We start from the raw sequence: 19,735 nt of genomic DNA, 5'->3' as shown, positions 1-19,735 counted from the left end.
CTCGCGCCGGGGTTCAACGCACTGAACGCGGAAGCGGCCGCTGCGATTCTGCCAGAGCGGGAAGCGACGGCGGCGTGGTGGCCCAAAAAGAACAAAGGCCCAGGCACGTTGCCCGTGCCTGGGCCAAATCAAGCCCCGATGACCGTAATCTGGCTTCGTCCGTTGCGGTTTGCCAAGCGGCCTACAGACAGATCTGCGGTAGGCGACAGGCTACGGGCCGGGCGATTAAACCCTCGTTAAAACCGGCCGCGAATTGCCGTTAAAGATTCGTTTTCCGGCCGGCCTCACGCTTGGCGCAGGAGACCCCGGCCCGCGTGCGTTGTCGGCTTTTTGCCGCCGATCGCCACGCATTCGATGATGCTCCCTGCAATATCGACGCCGCTGGCGGCCTCGATGCCTTCCAGGCCCGGGGACGCGTTGACCTCCAGGATCAGCGGCCCGCGCTGGGACCGGATCAGGTCCACGCCCGCCACCCCCAGCCCGAGGAGCTTCGCCGCCCGGATGGCGGTGTCTTCCTCGGCCGCGGTTGCAGTCACCGCCTTCGCGGTGCCGCCGCGATGCAGGTTGGAACGGAAATCGCCCTTCGGTGCCTGGCGTTTCATCGTGGCGACGACCTTGCCGCCGACGACGAAGCACCGCAGGTCCGCGCCCTTCGCTTCGGCGACGAACTCCTGCACCAGGAAGTTGGCGTACAGGCCGCGCAACGCTTCGATCACGCTGCGCGACGCCGACAGTTTTTCCGTGAGCATCACGCCCGCGCCCTGCGTGCCTTCGTTGAGCTTGATGACGTGCGGCGTGGGGCCGAGCATCGCGAGCAGGTCGCTGGTGTCGTCGGGGTTGTCGCCGAACACCGTGGCCGGCAGGCCCAGGCCCTGCGCGGCGAGCAGCTGGTGGCAGCGCAGCTTGTCGCGCGCCTTGAGGATCGAATCGGACGGATTGGGCGTGAACGTACCCATCAGTTCGAACTGCCGCAGCACCGCCGTGCCGTAGCGCGTGACCGAGGCGCCGATGCGCGGGATCACCGCGTGGTAGCCGGTGAGCGGCCGCCCCTGGTGGTGCATCGCGAAGCCGTCGGAGGCGATGCGCATGTAGCAGCGCAGGGGATCGAGGACGCGCACGCTGTGGCCACGCTCGCGCGCGGCCTCGACGAGGCGGCGCGTCGAGTAGAGCTTGCCGTTGCGCGAGAGGATCGCGAGCTTCATGCGGGGGACTTCATGGGAATGGGCGGTCCGACATCGTGGAAGGGTGCGCGGTTCCGGGGAAAGCGCGACCGTGCAGGAAAGAACGTGCCGGATCGATGACGAACGCGCGCGCCAGCGAAGTACGGCCAACCAGCATCGGGAACAGCATGCCCCGCCGGTCGGCGAGGTTGATCTCCACGATGCGTTCCACGCCGGCCAGCCGCATCGGCGTGCGCAGGAACACGCGCCGGCTGCGGTTGCCGCTGGAATCGACCACGTCGCGCTCGTCGTGCACGGGCGCGGCCGATTCGATCACCTGGTCGCCGTGCACCCCGGTGCTGATGCGGAATCCGGTCCACGGCGCGCCGCCTTCGACGAAGCGCCACTGCGCGTCGACGTGCAGGCAACTGCTGCGCGCACCGGTGTCGAGCTTGGCGCGGATCGCGCTGATGCCCAGCGCGGGCAGCGCCAGCCATTCGCGCCAACCGAGGACGACTCGCGCGGCGGCCATCGCATCTCCTGGGTGCACGGGGTGCCGGGGGAAAACGCGCGCAGGATACGCGAGCGCGTGTTGCCGGAATGAAGGCGCTGGAATCGGCCGCGGGCCGCGTTGCCAGTGGCGGGCCCGCAGCATAGACTCCGGGCCGCGCGGGTGTAGTTCAATGGTAGAACTGCAGCTTCCCAAGCTGCTAGCGTGGGTTCGATTCCCATCACCCGCTCCACCTCATCCGGAAAACAGAACGCCGGTGCCTTGCAGCACCGGCGTTCTGCATTTCAGCAGGTCAGGGCGAGGATCAGAACTTCGCGCCCACCGTGACGAACACCGTCGCGAGGTTGCCGCCTTCCTGCGCCACGTTGGCGGTGGCGCCGATGTCGGCGTCCAGGCCGTAGAACTGCGTGCGCACGCCGACGGCCACGGTGCCGTAGTCGTCGTCGAGGTTCAGGCCCGGCACGCCGTAGTCCGGCAGGCCCGGCATGGAGTTGAGGCGTGCGAACGCCTGTTCCGGCGCGTCTTCGAACTCGTGTTCCCACGACAGTCGACCGTAGGGCACCACGGTGTCCTTGATCGCGTAGCTCGCCTGCCAGCCCGCGGTGGCGATCGTGGAATCGAAGTCCTGGTCGGCGAACGACAGCGCGGTGGAATCGGTGCCGTTCTCCGAATAGCCATCGACGCTGATCTTCTGCCACAGCACGCCGATGACCGGGCCGTGCGTGAGCTTGCCTGCGTGGAAATCCCAGCCGGCGTTGGCGCCGAAGGCCCAGTTGTCGCCGGCCGGCGAACCGGAATAGCTGCGCACCGCCGGGCCGAGGTGCACGTCGCGCTGCACGTCGTAATTCAAATTGGTCCAGCTGCCCTGCGCGTTGACCCACACGTCGCCGCTGTACCACGCGAGGAACCCGCCGAGCGTGGCGTCTTCCTGCTTGAAGTCGCCGCGGTTGCCGCCGAAGTCGAAGTCCTGCTTGCCCCAGCCGGCGAACGCGCCGTACACGAGCGTGCCGCTGGTCCAGTCGACGCCGAACGTGCCCGTCGGGCCGCCGCCGGTGTAGTTGACGTCGCCGTTGAAGCGCTGGCTGTCGCCGCGCAGGTTGCCCCACCAGCGCATGCCGTCTTCGCTCGGCTTGGCCGGGAGATGCGACGCCACGATGTTGGCGCGCGCCTTGCCGACCACCGATTCGGAGTACGGGAGGATCGCGATGTCGCGCGGCGCTTCGAGCACCGAGATCGCGTACTCGCCGAGGATGCGATGCGCGGCGCCCGAGGGATGCACGCCATCGGCGAACGCGTAGCTGTTGGGCGCATCCGGCGTGACGTACGTGCCCGGGTTGCAGGTGAGCGAGTTGGCGGTGATCTGCGGCTGGCACGCGGTGCCGGTGACGTTCGAGATGCCGTACGCGCCCGGGTTGCCGACGATTTCCTGCAACAGGTGGAACGTGTCGAGCGGGATCACGCGCAGGCCCTGCGCGGCGAGGCCCGAGAACAGCGCGTTGTTGTACGTGGTGGTCAGGCCCGTCGCGGTGGCCTGCGCCACCGGACCCTGCGCGCGGAACGACGGCGTGAGGCCGAGGTCCGGCACGGTGGGCACCATGATGTAGCGCGCGCCGGCGCCCTGCAGCGTGGCGACGTTGCCGATCTGCGAGGCGACCGCCGCAGGCAGCACGGTATTGGCGGGTGCGCCGCCGGCGATGGCGAACAGATCGTTCGCGCCGCCCCACACCGTGTACAGCGCATGCGGATCGGCGACGCCGCCGGTGCGCTGCAGGTACGTGGCGATCTGCGTGTTGATGCCCGGGATCGGGCCGAGCGCGCCGGCGGAATTGGTGCCGGTGCGCGCGCCGCCGACGGAGAAGTTGAGGCCGCCCTGGTTGGCGGCGCCGGCGTTGCCGCCGTAGTAGTCGGCGAGGTATTCGGTCCACACCTGCGTGGGGTTGGTGCTGAAGCGACCGAGGATGGCGCCGTTCGGGCCCGCCGCCTGGATCAGCGCGGGGCGGAACCAGCCCGAGTCGCTGAGGCTGTCGCCGAAGTTCACGGTCTGCGTATAGGTCTGCGCGGCGGCCGGCAGCGCTGCGATCGCGAGGGCGGCGGCAAGCAGGCTGCGGACGGGCCGCATGGCCCGGTGGTTGGACTTCATCGATTGCTCCCTTGGAATGAGCCCGACCTGCCGTCCATACCGATACGGATGGCCCCGGGGGTGGCCGGATGCTTTCACGAAGCTTCGTGCGGCTCAAGCGGCGGCGCGGCACTTCGGTGGCGTGCGGCAACTTCCCGCGCACCGCGCGACAATGCGCCCCATGGAAATCCGATTGAACGGCGAGCCCCGCTCGCTCGACCCCGGCGCCTCGATCGCCGACCTGCTCGTCCTCGAAGGCCTCGCCGAGCGCCGCGTCGCCGTGGAGGTCAACGGCGACATCGTGCCGCGCGGCAAGCACGCAGCGCATGCGCTGGCCGAGGGAGATCACGTGGAAGTGGTGCACGCGCTGGGTGGCGGCTGACCTGAGGCGATAAACCGCACGATGCACCCATCGTGCGGTCACGGGAACCCGGCTGTCCGCGGCAGGGGGAATGCCGGAGGACCCGTAGCTTTGCGACCCCGGCTTTCGCGCGGGTGTGCTCTTGGCGGACCACGCGATGGGGCATCGCGCGCAGTGGCATGTCGGGGAGGACCGGTCAGGGGTGTGCCGGTGCGACGCTTCGATGCCACTCCCAACTCCTTACGGGGCATCCGTTGACTACAGGTCACCGGGTGGTCGATTCGCACGCATGATCGGCGTGAGTCGCGACCACCGGATTGCTGCGACCGACGAACGGCCGGAGCGACCGACGCGGTACCATTGCGCCCATGTCTGATCCCACCGTCCTCGCGGCCGACGACAGCCTGGTCGTCGCGGGCCGCCGTTATCGTTCACGCCTGCTCACCGGCACCGGCAAGTTCCGGGATTTCGAAGAAACCCGCCTGGCCACCGAAGCCGCGGGCGCCGAAATCGTCACCGTCGCGATCCGCCGCACCAACCTGGGCCAGTCGCCCGGCGAGCCGAACCTGCTCGACGTGCTGCCGCCCGACCGCTACACGATCCTGCCCAACACCGCCGGCTGCTACACCGCCGACGATGCGGTGCGCACGTGTCGCCTGGCGCGCGAACTGCTCGACGGCCACAAGCTCGTCAAGCTCGAAGTGCTCGGCGACCAGCGCACCTTGTATCCCGACGTCGTGCAGACGCTCGTCGCCGCCGAGCGCCTCGTCGCCGACGGCTTCGACGTCATGGTCTACACCTCCGACGATCCGATCCTCGCGCGCCGCCTGGAAGAAATCGGCTGCGTCGCGGTGATGCCGCTCGCCGCGCCGATCGGTTCGGGCCTGGGCATCCAGAACAAGTACAACCTGCTCGAGATCATCGAGAACGCGAAGGTGCCGGTGCTCGTCGATGCCGGCGTCGGCACCGCGTCCGATGCCGCGATCGCGATGGAACTGGGCTGCGACGGCGTGCTGATGAACACCGCGATCGCCGGCGCGAAGCATCCGATCCTGATGGCGCATGCGATGAAGCTGGCGGTCGAAGCCGGCCGCGCCGCGTTCCTCGCCGGGCGCATCCCGCGCAAGCGTTTCGCGTCCGCCTCGAGCCCCGTGGACGGCCTGGTCGGGTGATGTCCGACCCGACCGACAAGAAGCCCTTCACCGCCGAACCCGGCCAGCGCAAGGTCCGCAGCTTCGTGCTGCGGCAGGGGCGCTTCACGCCCGCGCAGCAGCGCGCGTTCGACGAACAGTGGCCGCGCTTCGGCCTGGATTACACCGGCGCGCCGCGCGATTTCGACGCCGCCTTCGGCCGGCATGCGCCGCGCGTGCTGGAGATCGGCTTCGGCAACGGCGAGGCCCTGCGCTTCGCCGCAGCGCAGGATCCTTCGCGCGACATCATCGGCATCGAAGTGCATGCGCCCGGCGTCGGCCGCCTGCTCAACGCGCTCGCCGCCGACGATGCACGCAACGTCCGCCTGTTCCACCACGACGCGGTGGAAGTGCTTACCCACGAGATCGCCGATGCGAGCCTGGACGAGGTGCGCATCTACTTCCCGGATCCCTGGCACAAGAAGCGCCACAACAAGCGTCGCCTGGTGAACCCCGGGTTCGCCGCGTTGCTGGTGTCGAAACTCGCGCCCGGGGGGCGCTTGCACCTCGCCACCGATTGGCAGGACTATGCCGAGCAGATGTGGGACGTGCTGGATGCCACGCCGGGCCTGGTGAATCGCGCCGGTCCCCGCGGCACCGTACCGCGGCCCGAATGGCGTCCCCAGACGCATTTCGAGACGCGCGGCCAGAAGCTCGGGCACGGCGTGTGGGACCTTCTTTACGACACGGAACGCCAAGGGGATTCGGGCGCGTGAACGACACCGCGTTGATGCTCACCACCGACATGAAGCTCGTGCTCGGGCTGGTGGGCTTCACGATGGTGATGTTCCTGTTCGAGCGCATCCGCGCCGACGTCGTTGCCCTGGTCGTCCTGGTGTTGCTGGGGCTCACCGGCGTGGTCGCGCCGGAAGACCTGTTCGGCGGCTTCTCCGGCAACGCGGTCATGAGCGTCATCGCCACGATGATCCTGGGCGCGGGCCTGGACCGCACCGGCGCGCTCAACCGCCTCGCCGGCTGGCTGCTGCGCCGCGCGCACGGCATCGAATCGCGCCTGCTGCTGTTCACCTCCGCGGTGGCCGGCCTCAACTCCTCCTTCATGCAGAACCCGTCGGTGATGGCGCTGTACCTGCCCGTCGCCTCGCGCCTGAGTTCGCGCACCGGCCTGCCCTTGTCGCGCTTCCTGTTGCCGCTGGCGATCGCCATCGTGATGGGCGGTTCGCTGACGATGGTCGGTACGTCGCCGCTGATCCTGCTCAACGACTTGCTGGTGTCGTCCAACGCCAACCTGCCCTCGGGTGCGGCCACGCTCGAACCGCTGCACATGTTCGCGCCGATGCCGATCGGCCTGGCGCTGCTGGGCGCGGGCCTGCTGTATTTCCGCTTCTTCGGCGACAAGCAGCTCGAACGCTATGACGTGGACCGCGGCGTCACGCCGGCGCGCACGCAGAGTTATTTCGCGCAGGCCTACGGCATCGAAGGCGACGTGTACGAACTCACCGTGTCGGCCGACAGCCCGCTGGTGGGCATGTCGCTCGGCGAGGCCGAAGCGCTGCGCAACGCACCGCTCCTGCTCGCGCTGAAGACCGGCAACGAATCGCGCCTGGCGCCGCCCGCCGACGCGCGCATCTGGGTCGGCAGCGTGCTCGGTGCGATGGGCGGCAAGCAGCAGGTCGCCGATTTCGCGCAGAACAATTTCCTGCGCATGAGCACGCGCCTGCGCACGTTCGGCGACCTGTTCAACCCGAGCCGCGCGGGCATCGCCGAAGCGGTGGTGCCGCCGACCTCGCAATACCTCGGCAAGTCGCAGGCCGAGCTGCAATTGCGCAAGCAGTACGGCATCAGTCTCCTCGCAGTGAACCGCGACAAGACCGTGCACCGCGAGAACGTGCGCCAGCTCGCGCTGCGCGCCGGCGACATGCTGGTGCTGCACGGCATCTGGACGGATCTTGCGCAGGCGGCCGAGAACAAGGACTTCGTGGTCGTCACCGACTACCCGAAGGGCGAGCAGCGGCCGCACAAGTTCAAGCTCGCGCTGAGCATCTTCGTGGTGACGATGCTGCTGGCGCTCTCCACGCGCATCCCGGTGTCGATCGCGCTGATGACCGGCGTGGCCGGCATGCTGGTGGCCGGCGTGCTGCACATCGACGAGGCCTACGCGGCGATCAACTGGAAGACCGTGTTCGTCATGGCCTGCCTGATCCCGCTGGGCTGGGCGATGGATTCCAGCGGCGCGGCGGCGTGGATCGCGGGGCACACCATCGAGCGCTTGCCCGAAGGCGTGCCGCTGGTATTGCTGGAAATCGCGCTGGGCCTGCTGACGACGATCTTCTCGCTGGTGATCGGCCACGTCGGCGCCACGATCGTCATGGTGCCGATGGGCATCAACCTCGCGCTGGCCGCGGGCGGCAATCCGACGGGCTTCGCGCTGATGGTGGCGTTGTCGGCGTCGAACAACTTCATGACCGCGTCCAACCCGGTGATGTCGATGATCACCGGGCCAGGTGGTTACCAGTCGAAGGACCTGTGGCGGCTCGGTGCGCCGGTGTCGTTGATCTACCTGATCGTCGTGGTGATCGCGGTCAACATCATGTTCTGAGGTAGACGGCGCCGTCGCGCACGTCGATCTCGATCGCGCGCAACGACGCACCCCGACAGGGCCCGGCGATGCATTCGCCGGCGCGCAACTCGAACGTCGCACCGTGCACCGCGCACACCAGGTGCCCTTGCTTGTCGAACAGGAACTTGCCCGGCGCCCAGTCGAGGCGACGACCGGCATGCGGGCAGACATTGAGCCAGGCGCGAATCGTCTCGCCTGCGCGGTGCAGGATCACGGACTCCGAATCGCCGTCGATCGTGGCGTCGGTTTCCACCACCGCGCCGTCGGCGAGCTGGTCCAGGTGTGCAAGCAGCAAGACAGGGTTGGCCACGGTCACGGTTTGCACGCCTCTTAACGAAGTCCTCACACGCTGCCGGAAGACCCGCCGGATACTCGCCGCCCCGGCACTGCCGCATTGTGTCACGGCCCCTGACGATGACTGCATTCGCACACCGCTTCGACTTCGCTTCCTTCCGCCACGGCTTCGCGCCGCGCAAGCCGCGCCATCCGTTGACGCGCCTGCTGGTGGGGCTGCTCGGCGTCGCCGTGCTCGTCGTGCTGGTGTTCGTGAGCGTGTTCGTCGGCATCGCGATGTTGTCGGTCGGCCTGCTGCTGCGCATGTGGAAGCGCCGCAACGATCCGCAGGTGCGCCGCGATCCGCGCGTGGTCGACGGCGAATTCGAAGTCGTGCGCAAGCACGCCCTGCCCTCGGCGTGAGCGACGTCGTCCCGGCCCCCGCGCCGGTCCGCATCCCGGTACGTGGCGGCGGCACCTTCCCGGTGCGCCGCATCTATTGCGTCGGCCGCAACTTCGCCGACCACGCCAAGGAAATGGGCGCCGCGGTGCCCGCGTCCAAGGCCGACCGCGGCACGCCCGTGTTCTTCTGCAAGCCCGCCGACGCCGTCGTCCTCGATGGCGTCGTGCCGTATCCGCCGGGCACGCACGACCTGCACCACGAAGTGGAACTCGTCGTCGCCCTCGGCGCCGACGCGCAGGTGTTCGGCTACGCCATCGGCCTGGACCTGACGCGCCGCGACCTGCAATCGGCCGCGAAGGCGAAGGGCCTGCCGTGGGATACCGGCAAGGCCTTCGACCATTCGGCGCCGGTCAGCGAGATCGTCCGCTTCGATGCGATCGGCCCCCTCGCCCCGCGCACGCTGTCGCTGGCCGTGAACGGCCAGGCCCGCCAGCGCTCCACGCTCGACCAGCTGATCTGGGACGTGCCGGACATCCTCGACGAACTCGCCAAGCTCTTCACGCTGCAGGCCGGCGACCTGGTCTTCATGGGCACGCCCGCGGGCGTGGGTCCGCTGGTCCCCGGCGATGCGTACGAGGCCCGCCTGGACGACGTGCTGCGGCTGCAGGGCCACGTCGTCCCGCGCTAACCTCCGCCGACACCGGCGTCCGCCGGCAGGAGGAAGCCAGCATGGGCATGCTCTCGGAGTTCAAGGCGTTCATCGCGCGCGGCAGCGTCGTCGACCTGGCCGTGGCCGTGGTCATCGGCGGCGCGTTCGGCAAGATCGTCACCGCCATCGTGGATGGCTTCGTGATGCCGGTCGTCTCGCTCGTCACCGGCGGCGTGAGCGTCGCCGACTGGAAATACGTGGTCACGCCCGCCACGCTCGATGCGACGGGCAAGCAAGTGGCCGCCGAAGTCGCGATCAAGTACGGCCTGCTGTTCCAGGCCGCGATCGACTTCCTGCTGATCGCCTTCGTGATCTTCCTGTTCCTCAAGGCCTACAACCGCCTGCGCGAACCCGAGGCCGCCGCGGCCACGCCGGAAGACACGCTGCTGCTGCGCGAGATCCGCGACGCCCTCAAGTCGCGCTGACGCGACCGCGCGCACACCAGCCATGACCGACGACACCCCGGCCCGCCCGGGGTGGACTGCTACGCTCGACGCCTTCGTTCAAGGGGACCCCTGCATGCGCCTGACCACCACCCTGCTCGCCCTCGCGCTCACCACCGCGCTGTCCGCCGCGCACGCGCAGGCGCCCGTCGCGGCAACGGCCACCACGCGCATCGCGCCGGCCACCGTGCAGCACGCCGAACAACTGCGCGAGCGTGCGCTCGCCGACGACACCGCATGGAAGTTCGTCGAAGGCCTGACCACGGAAGTGGGCCCGCGCCTGGCCGGCAGCGAAGCCGATGCGCGCGCGGTGAAGTGGGCCGAAGCGAAGTTCAAGGCGCTCGGGTTCGACAAGGTGTGGACCGAGCCGGTGACGTTCCCGAAGTGGGAGCGCCGCAGTGAAAGCGCTTCGGTCGTCGGCGCGTCGTCGCAGAAGCTCACGCTGACCGCGCTCGGCGGCAGCCCGGGCGGCAAGGTCGAAGCGGAAGTCGTGCGCTTCCCCGATCTCGCGTCGCTGCAGGCGGTGCCCGCCGGTTCGCTCGCGGGCAAGATCGCCTTCATCGATTACCGGATGGAACGCGCGAAGGACGGCGGCGGCTACGGCATGGGCTCGCGCGTGCGCGGCGCCGGTCCGTCGGCCGCGATCCGCGCAGGCGCGGTCGCTTACCTGATGCGTTCGGCCGGCACCGATTCGCACCGCAACCCGCATACCGGCATCACGCGCTTCGACGAAGGCCTCACGCCGATCCCGTCCGCCGCGCTCGGCGCACCCGACGCCGACCAGCTGGCGCGCCTGGTCGCGCGCGGCCCGACGCGCGTGCACGTCGAACTCGATTGCGGCTGGGACGGCACGGCCACGTCCTACAACGTGATCGGCGAAATGCGCGGCCGCAGCAAGCCCGACGAAGTGGTGTTGATCGGCGGGCACCTGGATTCGTGGGACCTCGGCACCGGCGCGATCGACGACGGCGCGGGCGTGGCCATCGCGGTCGGCGCGGCGAAGATGATCGGCACGATGAAGCAGCGCCCGGCGCGCACCATCCGCGTCGTCGCGTTCGCGAACGAAGAACAGGGCCTGCACGGCGGGCGCGCGTACAACGACAAGCACGTGGGCGACGTGCGCAAGCACCTGATCGCCGCGGAAAGCGACTTCGGCGCGGGCCGCATCTATGCGTTCAACACGAGCGCACCGGACTACGCGAAGGCCGCCGCGCAGCAGATCGCCGACGTGCTGGCGCCGCTGGGCATCGCGTACACGCCGACCGAAGGCGGCCCGGGCCCGGACATCGGCCCGTTCGCCGGCAATGGCCTGGCGTGGGGCGCGTTGCGCCAGGACGGCACGGATTACTTCGACTACCACCACACGCCGGACGACACGCTCGACAAGATCGATCCGAAGGCGCTGGCGCAGAACGTGGCCGCCTATGCGGTGTTCGCGTACATGGCGGCCGATGCGGACGGCGACTTCGGCAGCAAGCCGGGCAAGGTGGTTCCGCCGAAGGAATGACCCTGTCATCCCTGCGAAAACAGGGATCCAGAAGCGCGGTGCATCAACCGCCTCCGGCACGGCGCTCCGCCGCGATGAGGGTGATAGGTCCTTGCCCGGTGCGTTCCGCTGTCCCTGCTCCAAGCACCGGCCGTGCGCCATCCATGGCGCACTCCAAGGACCTATCACCCTCATCACGTCGAAGCGCTTCGCGACCGGAACGTTGCGACGCTGCGTAGGAGTAGCGCCTTGCACTTCGTCGGATGGTTGCTGGCGAACAGCTGCACTCGGACGGACGGCGCACTGCACGCCCAGCCAATCCCGCTCCGCTGCCTCACCATCCATGGCTGCGAGCATCGGCGCCGTCCATCCATGGACGGCTGCGCGGGATTGGCTCGGCGTGCGGTGCGCCTCACCGAACCTTTGCTTTCTGCAATTTCCTTCTGCGAGAGCAGAAGCGCGGTGCCGCCGCTTTCCTTCCTAATGTGTGGAAGGCACAGACTTGGACTGGCGCATCGCTTGCCAGAGAGCAGTGAGGCATTTCAGATGCGAGGGCTCGAGGTGGGCGAGCGCCTCCAACCGGAGAAGGTGGGTTCGCCAGCGGCTGTCCGACGCGGTGCGGGGAACTACTACGACGTGTTGGCGAAAACCAGTCCGCGACGAGATCCGACGCGGCACGTCGCGTGTCTCTTTTTCGCTGTGGCAGCGGAAAAGAGACACGCGATGGGACGTGGCGGAGCGCCCTGATGGGTGTCCCCGCCTTCGCGGGGACAACTGAAACCTGGATCCCTGGTTTCGCAGGGATGACACGCTCAGAGCTTGACGCGGCCCCGCAGGACGTCGGCGAACATCACCCAGTCGCCGACGAACGAATACAGCGGATGCTTGAATGTCGCGGGCCGGTTGTGTTCGAAGAAGAAGTGGCCAACCCACGCGAAGCCATACCCGCACGCCAGCGCGCCCAGCAACCACCACGCGTTGCCGCGCACGACGGCCGTGGCCACCAACGCCAGCACGCCCAGGCTGCCGACGAAGTGCAGCCTGCGGCACACCACGTTGGCGTGTTCGCCGAGATAGAACGGATAGAACTCGCGGAAGCTCGCGAAGCGGCGCGGGGTTTCGGACGTCATCCCTTCTCCTCCGCCTTCGCGCGGTTCCAGTAAGCGTCCTGCGCGTCCAGCGACAGCGACGCCAGCGACACGCCTTCCGCCGCCGCCAGCGTTTCCATCCGGCGGAAGCGGCGTTCGAACTTGAGGTTCGCGCGCCGCAACGCGTTGCCGACGTCCACCTTCGCGTGCCGCGCCAGGTTGGCGCAGACGAACAGCAGGTCGCCGATTTCGTCCTCGAGGCGATGCTGCGCGGCGGAATCGCCCGCGTCGGCCGCCACGGCCGCGAACTCCGCGCGCACCTCGTCGATTTCCTCGTGCAGCTTCTCGATCACGGGCGCGGGGCCCGGCCAGTCGAAGCCGATCTTCGCGGCCTTGTGCTGCAGCTTCACCGCGCGCTGCCATTCCGGCATGCCACGCGCGATGCCGGCGAGTGCGGACGTGTCTTCGTGCCCGGCCGCATCGCGCTCGCGCCGCTTGTGTTCTTCCCACGCGACGGTCTGCGCGGTGGCATCGCCGACCTGCGCATCGCCGAACACGTGCGGATGCCGCCGCACCATCTTGTCGCAGATGGCCGCGATCACGCCGCTGAAATCGAACGCGCCCTGCTCTTCGGCCATGCGCGCGTGGAAGACAACTTGCAGCAGCAGGTCGCCGAGTTCGTCGCGCAGGCCCGGAAGGTCGTGGCGGTCGATCGCATCGGCGACTTCGTACGCCTCTTCGATCGTGTACGGCGCGATCGTGGCGAAGGTCTGTTCGATGTCCCACGGGCAACCGCCGTCGCGATCGCGCAGCTTCGCCATGATCGCGAGCAGATCGTGGATGGTCGGTGCGTCGCTCATGCGCCGCCCATCCAGTCGCGCCACGGCAGCGCGGGATCGCCGAGCGCCATGAAATCCCCGTTGAGCAGCGTGTCGCGCTGGTTGTAGCGCATCGGCCGGCCTTTCGAATCGAGCACGCAGCCACCGGCCGCTTCCAGCACGGCTTGCCCTGCCGCCGTGTCCCACTCGTTTGTGGGCCCGAAGCGCGGATACACGTCCATCCCGCCTTCGGCGAGCCTGCAGAACTTCAACGACGAGCCCAGGCCAATCGGTTCCACTTCGCCCATGCGCGCGATGAAGTCTTCGGTGCGCGTATCGCGATGCGAACGGCTCGCTGCCACGCGCAACGGCGCCGTTGCCGGACGCCGCGACTGGATGACGACTTCGCCATCGGCGTCGCGCCGCAACGCGGGCCCGCCGCGCGTGCCATGCCACAACTGCCCCGTCACCGGCGCCTGCACGACGCCGAAGATCACTTCGCCGTCTTCGATCAACGCCAGGTTCACGGTGAATTCGCCGTTGCGCTTCACGAACTCGCGCGTGCCATCCAGCGGATCGACCAGCCACAGCCGGCGCCAGTCGCGGCGCACGTTCCAGGGCGTGTCTTCGGCGGCTTCCTCGGACAGCACGGGGATGTCGGGCGTGAGGCGTTCGAGGCCTTCCACCAGGATGCGGTGCGCCGCGAGGTCCGCGGCGGTCAGCGGGCTTGCGTCCGCCTTGCGCTCCACTTCGAACGCGTGTTCGTAGATGGCGAGGATGGCGTCGGCAGCGGCATGCGCCAGCACGATCGCGCCTTCGCGCAGGGTGTCGTCGATCTTCACGTGCGGGGTTCCTTGCGCAGCCATTCGCGCACCATGAACAGCGCGGCGATCGAGCGTCCTTCCGAAAAATCCTCGCGCAGGATCAACTCGTCCAGCGCGTCCAGTTTCCACGGCACCACTTCGAGCTCTTCCGGTTCATCGCCGGCCAGGCGCTCCGGGTACAGGTCGCGCGCGAGCACGAGGTGCGTCTGGTGGCTCATGTACGTGGGCGCGATGGTGAGGCTGCGCAGCACCTGCAGCGAATGCGCGCCGTAGCCGATCTCTTCCTTCAGCTCGCGGTTGGCGGCCTCGATGGGCGTCTCGCCGGCATCGATGCGGCCCTTCACGAGGCCCAGTTCGTAGCGATGCACGCCCGCGGCGTACTCGTGCACGAGCAGCGCGGTGTCGGCATCGATCATGGGCACCACGATCACAGCGCCATGGCCGCGGCCGTGCAGGCGCTCGTAGCGGCGGCGTTCGCCGTTGCCGAACTCCAGGTCGAGGCGCTCCATGCGCCAGGGGCCGGCGTCGTGTTCGGTGATGCCGTGGATGGTGGGGAGGCGGCGTGTCATCGGCGGGTCGCGCCATAATGGCGCGCATGGACCAGGGTCATGAGCAAGGGATCATAACGGACGCCCGTTGGCGGGCGCGCGACCTGGCGGTGCTGTGGCACCCGTGCACGCAGATGCGCGAGCACCCCGACATCCTCCCGCTGGTGCCCATCGCGCGCGGCGAAGGCGCGTGGCTCATCGGCCACGACGGCCGCCGGTACCTCGACGCGGTGTCGAGCTGGTGGACCAACCTGTTCGGCCACGCCGAACCGCGCATCGCGCAGGCCATCGCCGCGCAGGCCGGGACGCTGGAACAGGTGATCCTCGCGGGCTTCTCGCATGCGCCGGCGGTCGAGCTGGCCGAGCGGTTGCTGGCGATCGCGCCGCGGCAAGCCGGCCGTGCGCCGCTGGCCAAGGTGTTCTATGCCGACAACGGCTCGGCCGGCGTGGAAGTGGCGCTGAAGATGGCGTTCCACTGGTTCCGCAACCGGGGCGAGGACAAGCGCACGAAGTTCGTGGCGCTGGAGAACGGTTACCACGGCGAAACGATCGGCGCGTTGTCGGTCGGTGACATTCCGCTGTATCGGCGCGTGTATGCACCGTTGCTGGCGGAAGGGATGTTCGCGCCTTCGCCGGATGCGTACATGGCGCGCGACGGCGAGACGGCGCGCGATTGCGCGGAACGTGCGGCGCTCGGCTTGCAGGCGGTGTTCGAAGCGCATCCCGGCGAGATCTGCGCGCTGATCCTGGAACCGCGCGTGCAATGCGCCGGCGGCATGCGCATGCACGATCCGCATTACCTCGCGCGCGCGCGCGAGCTGTGCGATGCGCACGGCGTGTTCCTGATCGCGGACGAGATCGCGGTGGGCTTCGGGCGCACCGGGACGCGCTTCGCGTGCGAACAGGCCGCGATCCAGCCGGACCTGATGTGCCTGTCGAAGGGCTTGACCGGCGGCTTCCTGCCGCTCGCCGCGGTGCTGGCCACGCAGGCGATCTACGACGGCTTCCTCGACGATTCGCGCGAGCGCGCGTTCCTGCATTCGCACAGCTACACCGGCAATCCGCTGGCGTGCGCGGCGGCGTTGCGATCGCTTTCGATCTTCGACGAAGACGACATCCTGGCGCGCAACGTGCGGACCGCAGCGCGGATGTCGGAACTCGCGGCAATCATCGGCGAGATGCCCCACGTCGCCGATGTGCGGCAGGCCGGAATGATCGTCGCGTTCGAACTCACGCGCGGCGGCGACCGTGCGACGCCGTTCGCGGCCGCATCGCGCGTCGGCCTGAAGGCCTATCGCGCGGCGCTGGAAGGAGGCGTCGTGCTCCGGCCGCTCGGCGACATCCTGTACTGGATGCCGCCGTATTGCGTCGACGACGACCAGTTGCGCCTGCTCGCGGAGACCACGCAGGCCGCCATTCTCGACGCCACCCGGGATGCCGCCTGATGCGCACGACGCGCGTGTTCGTCGATCTTCCCCTCGCTGCGGGCGTGCGCGTGGCGTTGCCGGACGACGCCGCCAACCACCTCGTGCGCGTGCTGCGCATGCAGGAAGGCGATGCGTGCGTCCTGTTCAATGGCGACGGGCGCGAATTCCCCGCCACGTTGCTGGCCGCGAACAAGCGCGGCGTGGAAGCCGAAGTCGGCGCGCCGCGCGACGTCGGGAACGAATCCCCGCTGCGGCTGGCGCTCGTGCAGGGCATCGCGCGCGGCGAAAAGATGGACCTGATCCTGCAGAAGGCCACCGAACTCGGCATCGCCGCCGTGCACCCCGTGCAGAGCGACCGCAGCGAAGTGAAGCTGGACGCCGAGCGCGCCGCCAAGCGCCTCGCGCATTGGCGCTGCGTGGTGGTGAGTGCGTGCGAACAGAGCGGGCGGGCGCGGGTGCCGGAGGTGTTCGCAGCGCAGCCGTTGCAGGCGGCGCTCACCGGGCTCGATGCGCAGGCGGCGAAGTTCCTGCTGGATCCGGAAGCGACGACGTCGATTGCGACGATCGAAGCGCTGCGTGGCGACGTGGTGCTGGCGATCGGGCCGGAAGGTGGATGGAGCGATCGCGATCGGCAAGCGCTGCACGGGGCGGGGTTCGTCGGTTTGCGACTGGGTCCGCGCATCCTGCGGACGGAAACGGCGGGCCTTGCCGCGATCGCCGCGATGCAGGCCAGGTTCGGCGATCTGCGCTAACGCCGCGCCTACACCGCGTTGCCTGCCGCGGTCCCCGACGCCCACGCCCACTGGAAGTTGTAACCACCCAGCCACCCGGTCACGTCGACCACCTCGCCGATGAAATACAACCCGGGCACGCGCCGGGACTGCATCGTGCTGGACGACAATTCATCCGTATCGACACCACCCAGGGTCACTTCGGCCGTGCGATACCCCTCGGTCCCGCTTGCCACCAGCGCCCAGTCACTGAGCACCTGGGCAATCTCGCGCAACTGCGGCGCATTGAATTGCTTCATCGGGCGATTCGGCAACCAGTGCTCGCACAGGCGTTGCGCGAAACGCTTCGGCATCACGTCGCCGAGCACGGTCTTCAGTTCCGCGGCCGGGCGCTCGCGCTGCCATTCCTGCAGCGCCTCCAGTGCGTCGCGGCCCGGCAACAGGTCCAGGCGCAATTCGTCGCCCGGCTGCCAGAACGACGAGACCTGCAGGATCGCCGGCCCGCTGATGCCGCGATGCGTGACCAGCATGTAATTACTGAAGCTGGCGCCGTTGCATTGCGCGGTGACCGGCAGCGCCACGCCGCTGAGATCCGCGAGGCGTTCCTGGTGCTTGCCGCTGAGCGTCAGCGGCACGAGCCCAGCGCGCGTGGGCAGCACCGCGTGGCCGAACTGCCGCGCGAGTTCATAGCCGAACCCCGTCGCGCCCATGCTCGGGATCGACAAGCCGCCGCACGCGACCACCAACGCTGGCGCGGAGAAATTCCCGTGCGTGGTGTGCACGCGGAATCGCGCCTCGTCGCTGTCGCCGTGACTGACGCGTTCGATGCTGCAACTGGTCTCCACCCGCACGCCGGCCGCGTCGCATTCGTCCAGCAGCATCTTCACGATGAGCTTGGACGAGACATCGCAGAACAGCTGGCCCAGTTCCTTCTCGTGGTAGGCGATGCCGTGCCGCTCGACCAGGTCGATGAAGTGCCGCGGCGTGTAGCGTGCCAGCGCCGACTTGCAGAAGTGCGGATTGGCCGACAGGTAGTGGGCGGGCGTGGCGCCGGTGTTGGTGAAATTGCAGCGCCCCCCGCCCGACATCAGGATCTTCTTGCCGACGCGGTTGGCGTGTTCGACGAGCAACACGCGTTTGCCGCGCTGCCCCGCGGTCAGCGCGCACATCAGGCCGGCGGCGCCGCCGCCGAGGACGATGGTGTCGTAGTGGCCGCTCATGGGGTCGGCGCGCGTCGTGTCATTTGCGCGAGTCTAACCGCCAGGCGTGCTGCACCACCTCACAACGAAACTCGGTTCCGCCCCGCATTCTTCGCGCGATACAGCGCCGCATCCGCGCGCGACAGCATCACCTCGGGGTCGTCGCCGTCCTCGGCGAGGTTGGTCGCCACGCCGATGCTCACCGTCAGCACGCCGCTCGGCGAACCGGCGTGCGCGATGTCGGCGTGCAGCACGCTGGCGCAGATGCGCTCGCCGACGCGCATCGCCTGTTCCAGCGTGGTGTCGGGCAGGAACACGATGAATTCTTCGCCGCCGGGGCGCACCACGACGTCTTCGCGGTGGTACAGCGCCGAACGCACCGCGCCGGCGAAACGCTTCAGCGCCTGGTCGCCACGCGGGTGGCCGTAGCGGTCGTTGTAGGACTTGAAGTAGTCGATGTCGAGCGCGAGCGCCGAGAGCAGCGTGCCGTTCTCGCGCGCGTCGCGCCACAGCACGGCGGCCACTTCGCGGAAGCCGCGGTAGTTGAGGCAGCCGGTGAGCGCGTCGGTGCGGCTCAGGCGATCGAGCTCCGACACCGCGTTGCGCAATTCCTGCGTGCGCTGCGCGATCTCGCGCTCGCGCGCGCCGACTTCCTGTTCCAGCGAGGCGCGCAGCTTGCGTTGTTCTTCCAGGCTGCGGCTGGTCAGCGAGTACGCATCGGACAGGCGCACGGTGAGCTGGTTCATCGCATCGGCCAGCGGCACGAGTTCCTGCGGCATCGAATCCGGCGAAATCGGCGCGGATGCATGGTCCAGCGCGAACCGCTGCATCTGCACGAGCAGCTTGTGCACGCTCATCGACAGGCGGCGCATCTGCCACCACGCAATGCCGAGCACGCCGGCCGCCACGGTGACCAGCAGGCCGAGCATCATCCCGATCGAGCGCCACAACTGGGCGTCCAGCGTGTCCTTCGGCAGCAGCACGTAGAGGTGCCAGCCGACCTGCAGCGGCACGGCGACGGCGTAGGCATCCGCGTCGTCGCGCAGCACGCCGGGGATGCGCTGCATGCCGTTGGCGGCATCGCCCACGCCCGCGAGCACGCGCCCGGGTGCGGACGCATCCAGCGCGCCGGTGGCGGCGACGCCCACGCCATCGCTGGCATAGGCGAGTTGCCCGCGACGGTCGACGAGCAGCGTTTCGAACCCGTGGCCCTGCAGCCAGGCCGCGCGCGCCGCGACGAACGCGGCCACCGGCATCGCCCCATCCACTACGCCGGCGAAGCGGCCGCCCACGCGCAGCGGCGCACCGACGCAGGCGCGCGCGGCCTCGCCGGGCGCGTTGTACACATCGGAGACGACGGCGCGATCGGCCACTTGCGTGGCGAGGAAGCACGGCGACGGCGCCACGCCGCTGTCGGATTCCACGCCCGGGTCGGCGGCGACCAGCACGCCGCGCGCATCGAACACGCGCAACGCGGCGAAGGCGGGGTAATGCGCGCGCAGGCGGCGCAGGTCTTCGGTCCAGCGCGCGCGGTCGGTGATGGTGCGTTCGCTGGTGCGGCGTTCGGCGATCACCGAGGTGACGGCGCCCTGCACGCGGAGGAAGTCATCGAGGTCGCTGCCCGCGGCTTCGGCCACGGCATGCAGCTGCGCGGCGGCGTTGGTGCGCTGGGTGTTGGCCTGGGCCCAGGCCAGGAGGGCGCAGAGGATCAGCGCGGGCAACACGACGGCGACGACAAGCAGGCGCGCAAAGTCGCGCCGCAGTGCCCAGTCAGGACCTGCCGACCGGATACCGATTGAGACCGCCGCCGCCATGTCCCGCAAGCTACCGGGGTGACCGCAAGCGGGCAACCGGAAAACGGTCGCAG

Annotated in this window: 20 protein-coding genes, 1 tRNA gene and 1 riboswitch; of the genes, 11 read left to right on the top strand and 10 right to left on the bottom strand. The window is 68.9% G+C overall.

Translation table 11 applies throughout. From position 1 onward, the window contains the following. Nucleotides 1-284 precede the first annotated feature (284 nt). The gene (rimK, locus tag LYSHEL_RS08995) at nt 285-1,202 is read right to left on the bottom strand and encodes a 30S ribosomal protein S6--L-glutamate ligase (RefSeq protein WP_213433632.1); all 918 of its coding nucleotides are present in this window, start codon (nt 1,200-1,202) and stop codon (nt 285-287) included. Between the two features lie 10 nt (nt 1,203-1,212). After that, nucleotides 1,213-1,692: an ATP-dependent zinc protease family protein gene (locus LYSHEL_RS08990; RefSeq protein WP_213433630.1), complete on the bottom strand. Its 480-nt coding sequence runs from the start codon at nt 1,690-1,692 to the stop codon at nt 1,213-1,215. A gap of 137 nt (nt 1,693-1,829) precedes the next feature. On the opposite strand from LYSHEL_RS08990, the gene LYSHEL_RS08985 reads away from it, so the two are divergent. Then, a tRNA-Gly gene (locus LYSHEL_RS08985) sits at nt 1,830-1,903 on the top strand. A gap of 72 nt (nt 1,904-1,975) precedes the next feature. Here the strand turns inward: LYSHEL_RS08985 and LYSHEL_RS08980 are convergent. After that, nucleotides 1,976-3,811 carry an autotransporter domain-containing protein gene (locus LYSHEL_RS08980; protein ID WP_213433628.1) on the bottom strand — a complete coding sequence of 612 codons (1,836 nt, stop codon included), beginning with the start codon at nt 3,809-3,811 and terminating at the stop codon, nt 1,976-1,978. A 160-nt stretch (nt 3,812-3,971) separates the two neighbouring features. Between LYSHEL_RS08980 and thiS the strand changes: the two genes are divergently transcribed. From thiS to LYSHEL_RS08960, 4 genes are all read left to right on the top strand, one after another. After that, the gene (thiS, locus tag LYSHEL_RS08975; RefSeq protein WP_213433626.1) at nt 3,972-4,172 is read left to right on the top strand and encodes a sulfur carrier protein ThiS; all 201 of its coding nucleotides are present in this window, start codon (nt 3,972-3,974) and stop codon (nt 4,170-4,172) included. 39 nt (nt 4,173-4,211) lie between these two features. Then, nucleotides 4,212-4,302: riboswitch (cyclic di-GMP riboswitch) on the bottom strand. Nucleotides 4,303-4,519: 217 nt separating this feature from the next. Then, nucleotides 4,520-5,323 carry a thiazole synthase gene (locus tag LYSHEL_RS08970; RefSeq protein WP_213433624.1) on the top strand — a complete coding sequence of 268 codons (804 nt, stop codon included), beginning with the start codon at nt 4,520-4,522 and terminating at the stop codon, nt 5,321-5,323. Beyond that, the gene (trmB, locus tag LYSHEL_RS08965; protein ID WP_213433622.1) at nt 5,323-6,057 is read left to right on the top strand and encodes a tRNA (guanosine(46)-N7)-methyltransferase TrmB; all 735 of its coding nucleotides are present in this window, start codon (nt 5,323-5,325) and stop codon (nt 6,055-6,057) included. Before LYSHEL_RS08970 ends, trmB begins: the two co-directional genes overlap by 1 nt. 14 nt (nt 6,058-6,071) lie before the next feature. Then, nucleotides 6,072-7,898, top strand: a complete 1,827-nt coding sequence (locus tag LYSHEL_RS08960; RefSeq protein ID WP_213437736.1) for an SLC13 family permease — start codon at nt 6,072-6,074, stop codon at nt 7,896-7,898. On the opposite strand, the gene LYSHEL_RS08955 is transcribed toward LYSHEL_RS08960, so the two are convergent. Continuing rightward, nucleotides 7,888-8,229 (bottom strand): Rieske (2Fe-2S) protein, encoded by a 342-nt coding sequence (locus LYSHEL_RS08955; RefSeq protein WP_244858493.1) that lies wholly within the window; start codon nt 8,227-8,229, stop codon nt 7,888-7,890. The genes LYSHEL_RS08960 and LYSHEL_RS08955 overlap by 11 nt on opposite strands. A 104-nt stretch (nt 8,230-8,333) precedes the next feature. Between LYSHEL_RS08955 and LYSHEL_RS08950 the strand changes: the two genes are divergently transcribed. The 4 genes from LYSHEL_RS08950 (at nt 8,334) to LYSHEL_RS08935 (ending at nt 11,254) form a co-directional block, all read left to right on the top strand. Continuing rightward, entirely contained in the window at nt 8,334-8,615 is a 282-nt protein-coding gene (locus LYSHEL_RS08950) for a hypothetical protein (protein ID WP_213433618.1), read from the top strand. After that, nucleotides 8,612-9,283, top strand: coding sequence for a fumarylacetoacetate hydrolase family protein (locus tag LYSHEL_RS08945; protein ID WP_213433616.1), 672 nt, complete (start codon nt 8,612-8,614; stop codon nt 9,281-9,283). Before LYSHEL_RS08950 ends, LYSHEL_RS08945 begins: the two co-directional genes overlap by 4 nt. A gap of 41 nt (nt 9,284-9,324) precedes the next feature. Further along, nucleotides 9,325-9,729 (top strand): large conductance mechanosensitive channel protein MscL, encoded by a 405-nt coding sequence (mscL, locus tag LYSHEL_RS08940; RefSeq protein WP_213433614.1) that lies wholly within the window; start codon nt 9,325-9,327, stop codon nt 9,727-9,729. Nucleotides 9,730-9,823: 94 nt separating this feature from the next. Further along, nucleotides 9,824-11,254 carry a M28 family peptidase gene (locus LYSHEL_RS08935; RefSeq protein WP_213433612.1) on the top strand — a complete coding sequence of 477 codons (1,431 nt, stop codon included), beginning with the start codon at nt 9,824-9,826 and terminating at the stop codon, nt 11,252-11,254. A 791-nt stretch (nt 11,255-12,045) separates the two neighbouring features. Here the strand turns inward: LYSHEL_RS08935 and LYSHEL_RS08930 are convergent. The 4 genes from LYSHEL_RS08930 to nudE are packed head-to-tail and all read right to left on the bottom strand — an operon-like array spanning nt 12,046 to nt 14,532. Continuing rightward, nucleotides 12,046-12,363: an Mpo1-like protein gene (locus tag LYSHEL_RS08930; protein ID WP_213433611.1), complete on the bottom strand. Its 318-nt coding sequence runs from the start codon at nt 12,361-12,363 to the stop codon at nt 12,046-12,048. Further along, complete coding sequence (gene mazG, locus LYSHEL_RS08925; RefSeq protein WP_244858492.1) at nt 12,360-13,181, bottom strand: nucleoside triphosphate pyrophosphohydrolase; 822 nt, start codon at nt 13,179-13,181, stop codon at nt 12,360-12,362. Before mazG ends, LYSHEL_RS08930 begins: the two co-directional genes overlap by 4 nt. Then, on the bottom strand, nt 13,178-13,981 hold the full coding sequence (gene cysQ / locus LYSHEL_RS08920) for a 3'(2'),5'-bisphosphate nucleotidase CysQ (RefSeq protein ID WP_244858491.1): 804 nt from the start codon (nt 13,979-13,981) through the stop codon (nt 13,178-13,180). The genes mazG and cysQ overlap by 4 nt, the downstream gene beginning before the upstream one ends. Further along, the gene (gene nudE / locus LYSHEL_RS08915; protein ID WP_213433608.1) at nt 13,978-14,532 is read right to left on the bottom strand and encodes an ADP compounds hydrolase NudE; all 555 of its coding nucleotides are present in this window, start codon (nt 14,530-14,532) and stop codon (nt 13,978-13,980) included. Before nudE ends, cysQ begins: the two co-directional genes overlap by 4 nt. 17 nt (nt 14,533-14,549) lie before the next feature. Between nudE and bioA the strand changes: the two genes are divergently transcribed. Next, nucleotides 14,550-15,956, top strand: coding sequence for an adenosylmethionine--8-amino-7-oxononanoate transaminase (gene bioA, locus LYSHEL_RS08910; protein ID WP_213433606.1), 1,407 nt, complete (start codon nt 14,550-14,552; stop codon nt 15,954-15,956). After that, nucleotides 15,956-16,690: a 16S rRNA (uracil(1498)-N(3))-methyltransferase gene (locus tag LYSHEL_RS08905; RefSeq protein ID WP_213433604.1), complete on the top strand. Its 735-nt coding sequence runs from the start codon at nt 15,956-15,958 to the stop codon at nt 16,688-16,690. Before bioA ends, LYSHEL_RS08905 begins: the two co-directional genes overlap by 1 nt. Before the next feature lie 8 nt (nt 16,691-16,698). Here LYSHEL_RS08905 and LYSHEL_RS08900 read toward each other — a convergent pair whose 3' ends face one another. Continuing rightward, complete coding sequence (locus tag LYSHEL_RS08900; protein ID WP_213433602.1) at nt 16,699-17,889, bottom strand: BaiN/RdsA family NAD(P)/FAD-dependent oxidoreductase; 1,191 nt, start codon at nt 17,887-17,889, stop codon at nt 16,699-16,701. A 59-nt stretch (nt 17,890-17,948) separates the two neighbouring features. Next, nucleotides 17,949-19,589 carry a sensor domain-containing diguanylate cyclase gene (locus LYSHEL_RS08895; RefSeq protein WP_213433600.1) on the bottom strand — a complete coding sequence of 547 codons (1,641 nt, stop codon included), beginning with the start codon at nt 19,587-19,589 and terminating at the stop codon, nt 17,949-17,951. Nucleotides 19,590-19,735: the final 146 nt, after the last annotated feature.

This window comes from Lysobacter helvus, from assembly GCF_018406645.1.
Taxonomy (GTDB): Bacteria; Pseudomonadota; Gammaproteobacteria; order Xanthomonadales; family Xanthomonadaceae; genus Noviluteimonas; species Noviluteimonas caseinilytica.
Note: the sequence above shows the minus strand (reverse complement) of the source record. Positions and strands in the feature narration are given on the sequence as shown.

Coding starts and splice junctions, on each gene's coding strand:
- rimK (WP_213433632.1), bottom strand. CDS start 1,202: ATGAAGCTCGCGATCCTCTCGCGCAACGGCAAGCTCTACTCGACGCGC.
- LYSHEL_RS08990 (WP_213433630.1), bottom strand. CDS start 1,692: ATGGCCGCCGCGCGAGTCGTCCTCGGTTGGCGCGAATGGCTGGCGCTG.
- LYSHEL_RS08980 (WP_213433628.1), bottom strand. CDS start 3,811: ATGAAGTCCAACCACCGGGCCATGCGGCCCGTCCGCAGCCTGCTTGCC.
- thiS (WP_213433626.1), top strand. CDS start 3,972: ATGGAAATCCGATTGAACGGCGAGCCCCGCTCGCTCGACCCCGGCGCC.
- LYSHEL_RS08970 (WP_213433624.1), top strand. CDS start 4,520: ATGTCTGATCCCACCGTCCTCGCGGCCGACGACAGCCTGGTCGTCGCG.
- trmB (WP_213433622.1), top strand. CDS start 5,323: ATGTCCGACCCGACCGACAAGAAGCCCTTCACCGCCGAACCCGGCCAG.
- LYSHEL_RS08960 (WP_213437736.1), top strand. CDS start 6,072: ATGCTCACCACCGACATGAAGCTCGTGCTCGGGCTGGTGGGCTTCACG.
- LYSHEL_RS08950 (WP_213433618.1), top strand. CDS start 8,334: ATGACTGCATTCGCACACCGCTTCGACTTCGCTTCCTTCCGCCACGGC.
- mscL (WP_213433614.1), top strand. CDS start 9,325: ATGGGCATGCTCTCGGAGTTCAAGGCGTTCATCGCGCGCGGCAGCGTC.
- LYSHEL_RS08935 (WP_213433612.1), top strand. CDS start 9,824: ATGCGCCTGACCACCACCCTGCTCGCCCTCGCGCTCACCACCGCGCTG.
- LYSHEL_RS08930 (WP_213433611.1), bottom strand. CDS start 12,363: ATGACGTCCGAAACCCCGCGCCGCTTCGCGAGCTTCCGCGAGTTCTAT.
- mazG (WP_244858492.1), bottom strand. CDS start 13,181: ATGAGCGACGCACCGACCATCCACGATCTGCTCGCGATCATGGCGAAG.
- nudE (WP_213433608.1), bottom strand. CDS start 14,532: ATGACACGCCGCCTCCCCACCATCCACGGCATCACCGAACACGACGCC.
- bioA (WP_213433606.1), top strand. CDS start 14,550: ATGGCGCGCATGGACCAGGGTCATGAGCAAGGGATCATAACGGACGCC.
- LYSHEL_RS08905 (WP_213433604.1), top strand. CDS start 15,956: ATGCGCACGACGCGCGTGTTCGTCGATCTTCCCCTCGCTGCGGGCGTG.
- LYSHEL_RS08900 (WP_213433602.1), bottom strand. CDS start 17,889: ATGAGCGGCCACTACGACACCATCGTCCTCGGCGGCGGCGCCGCCGGC.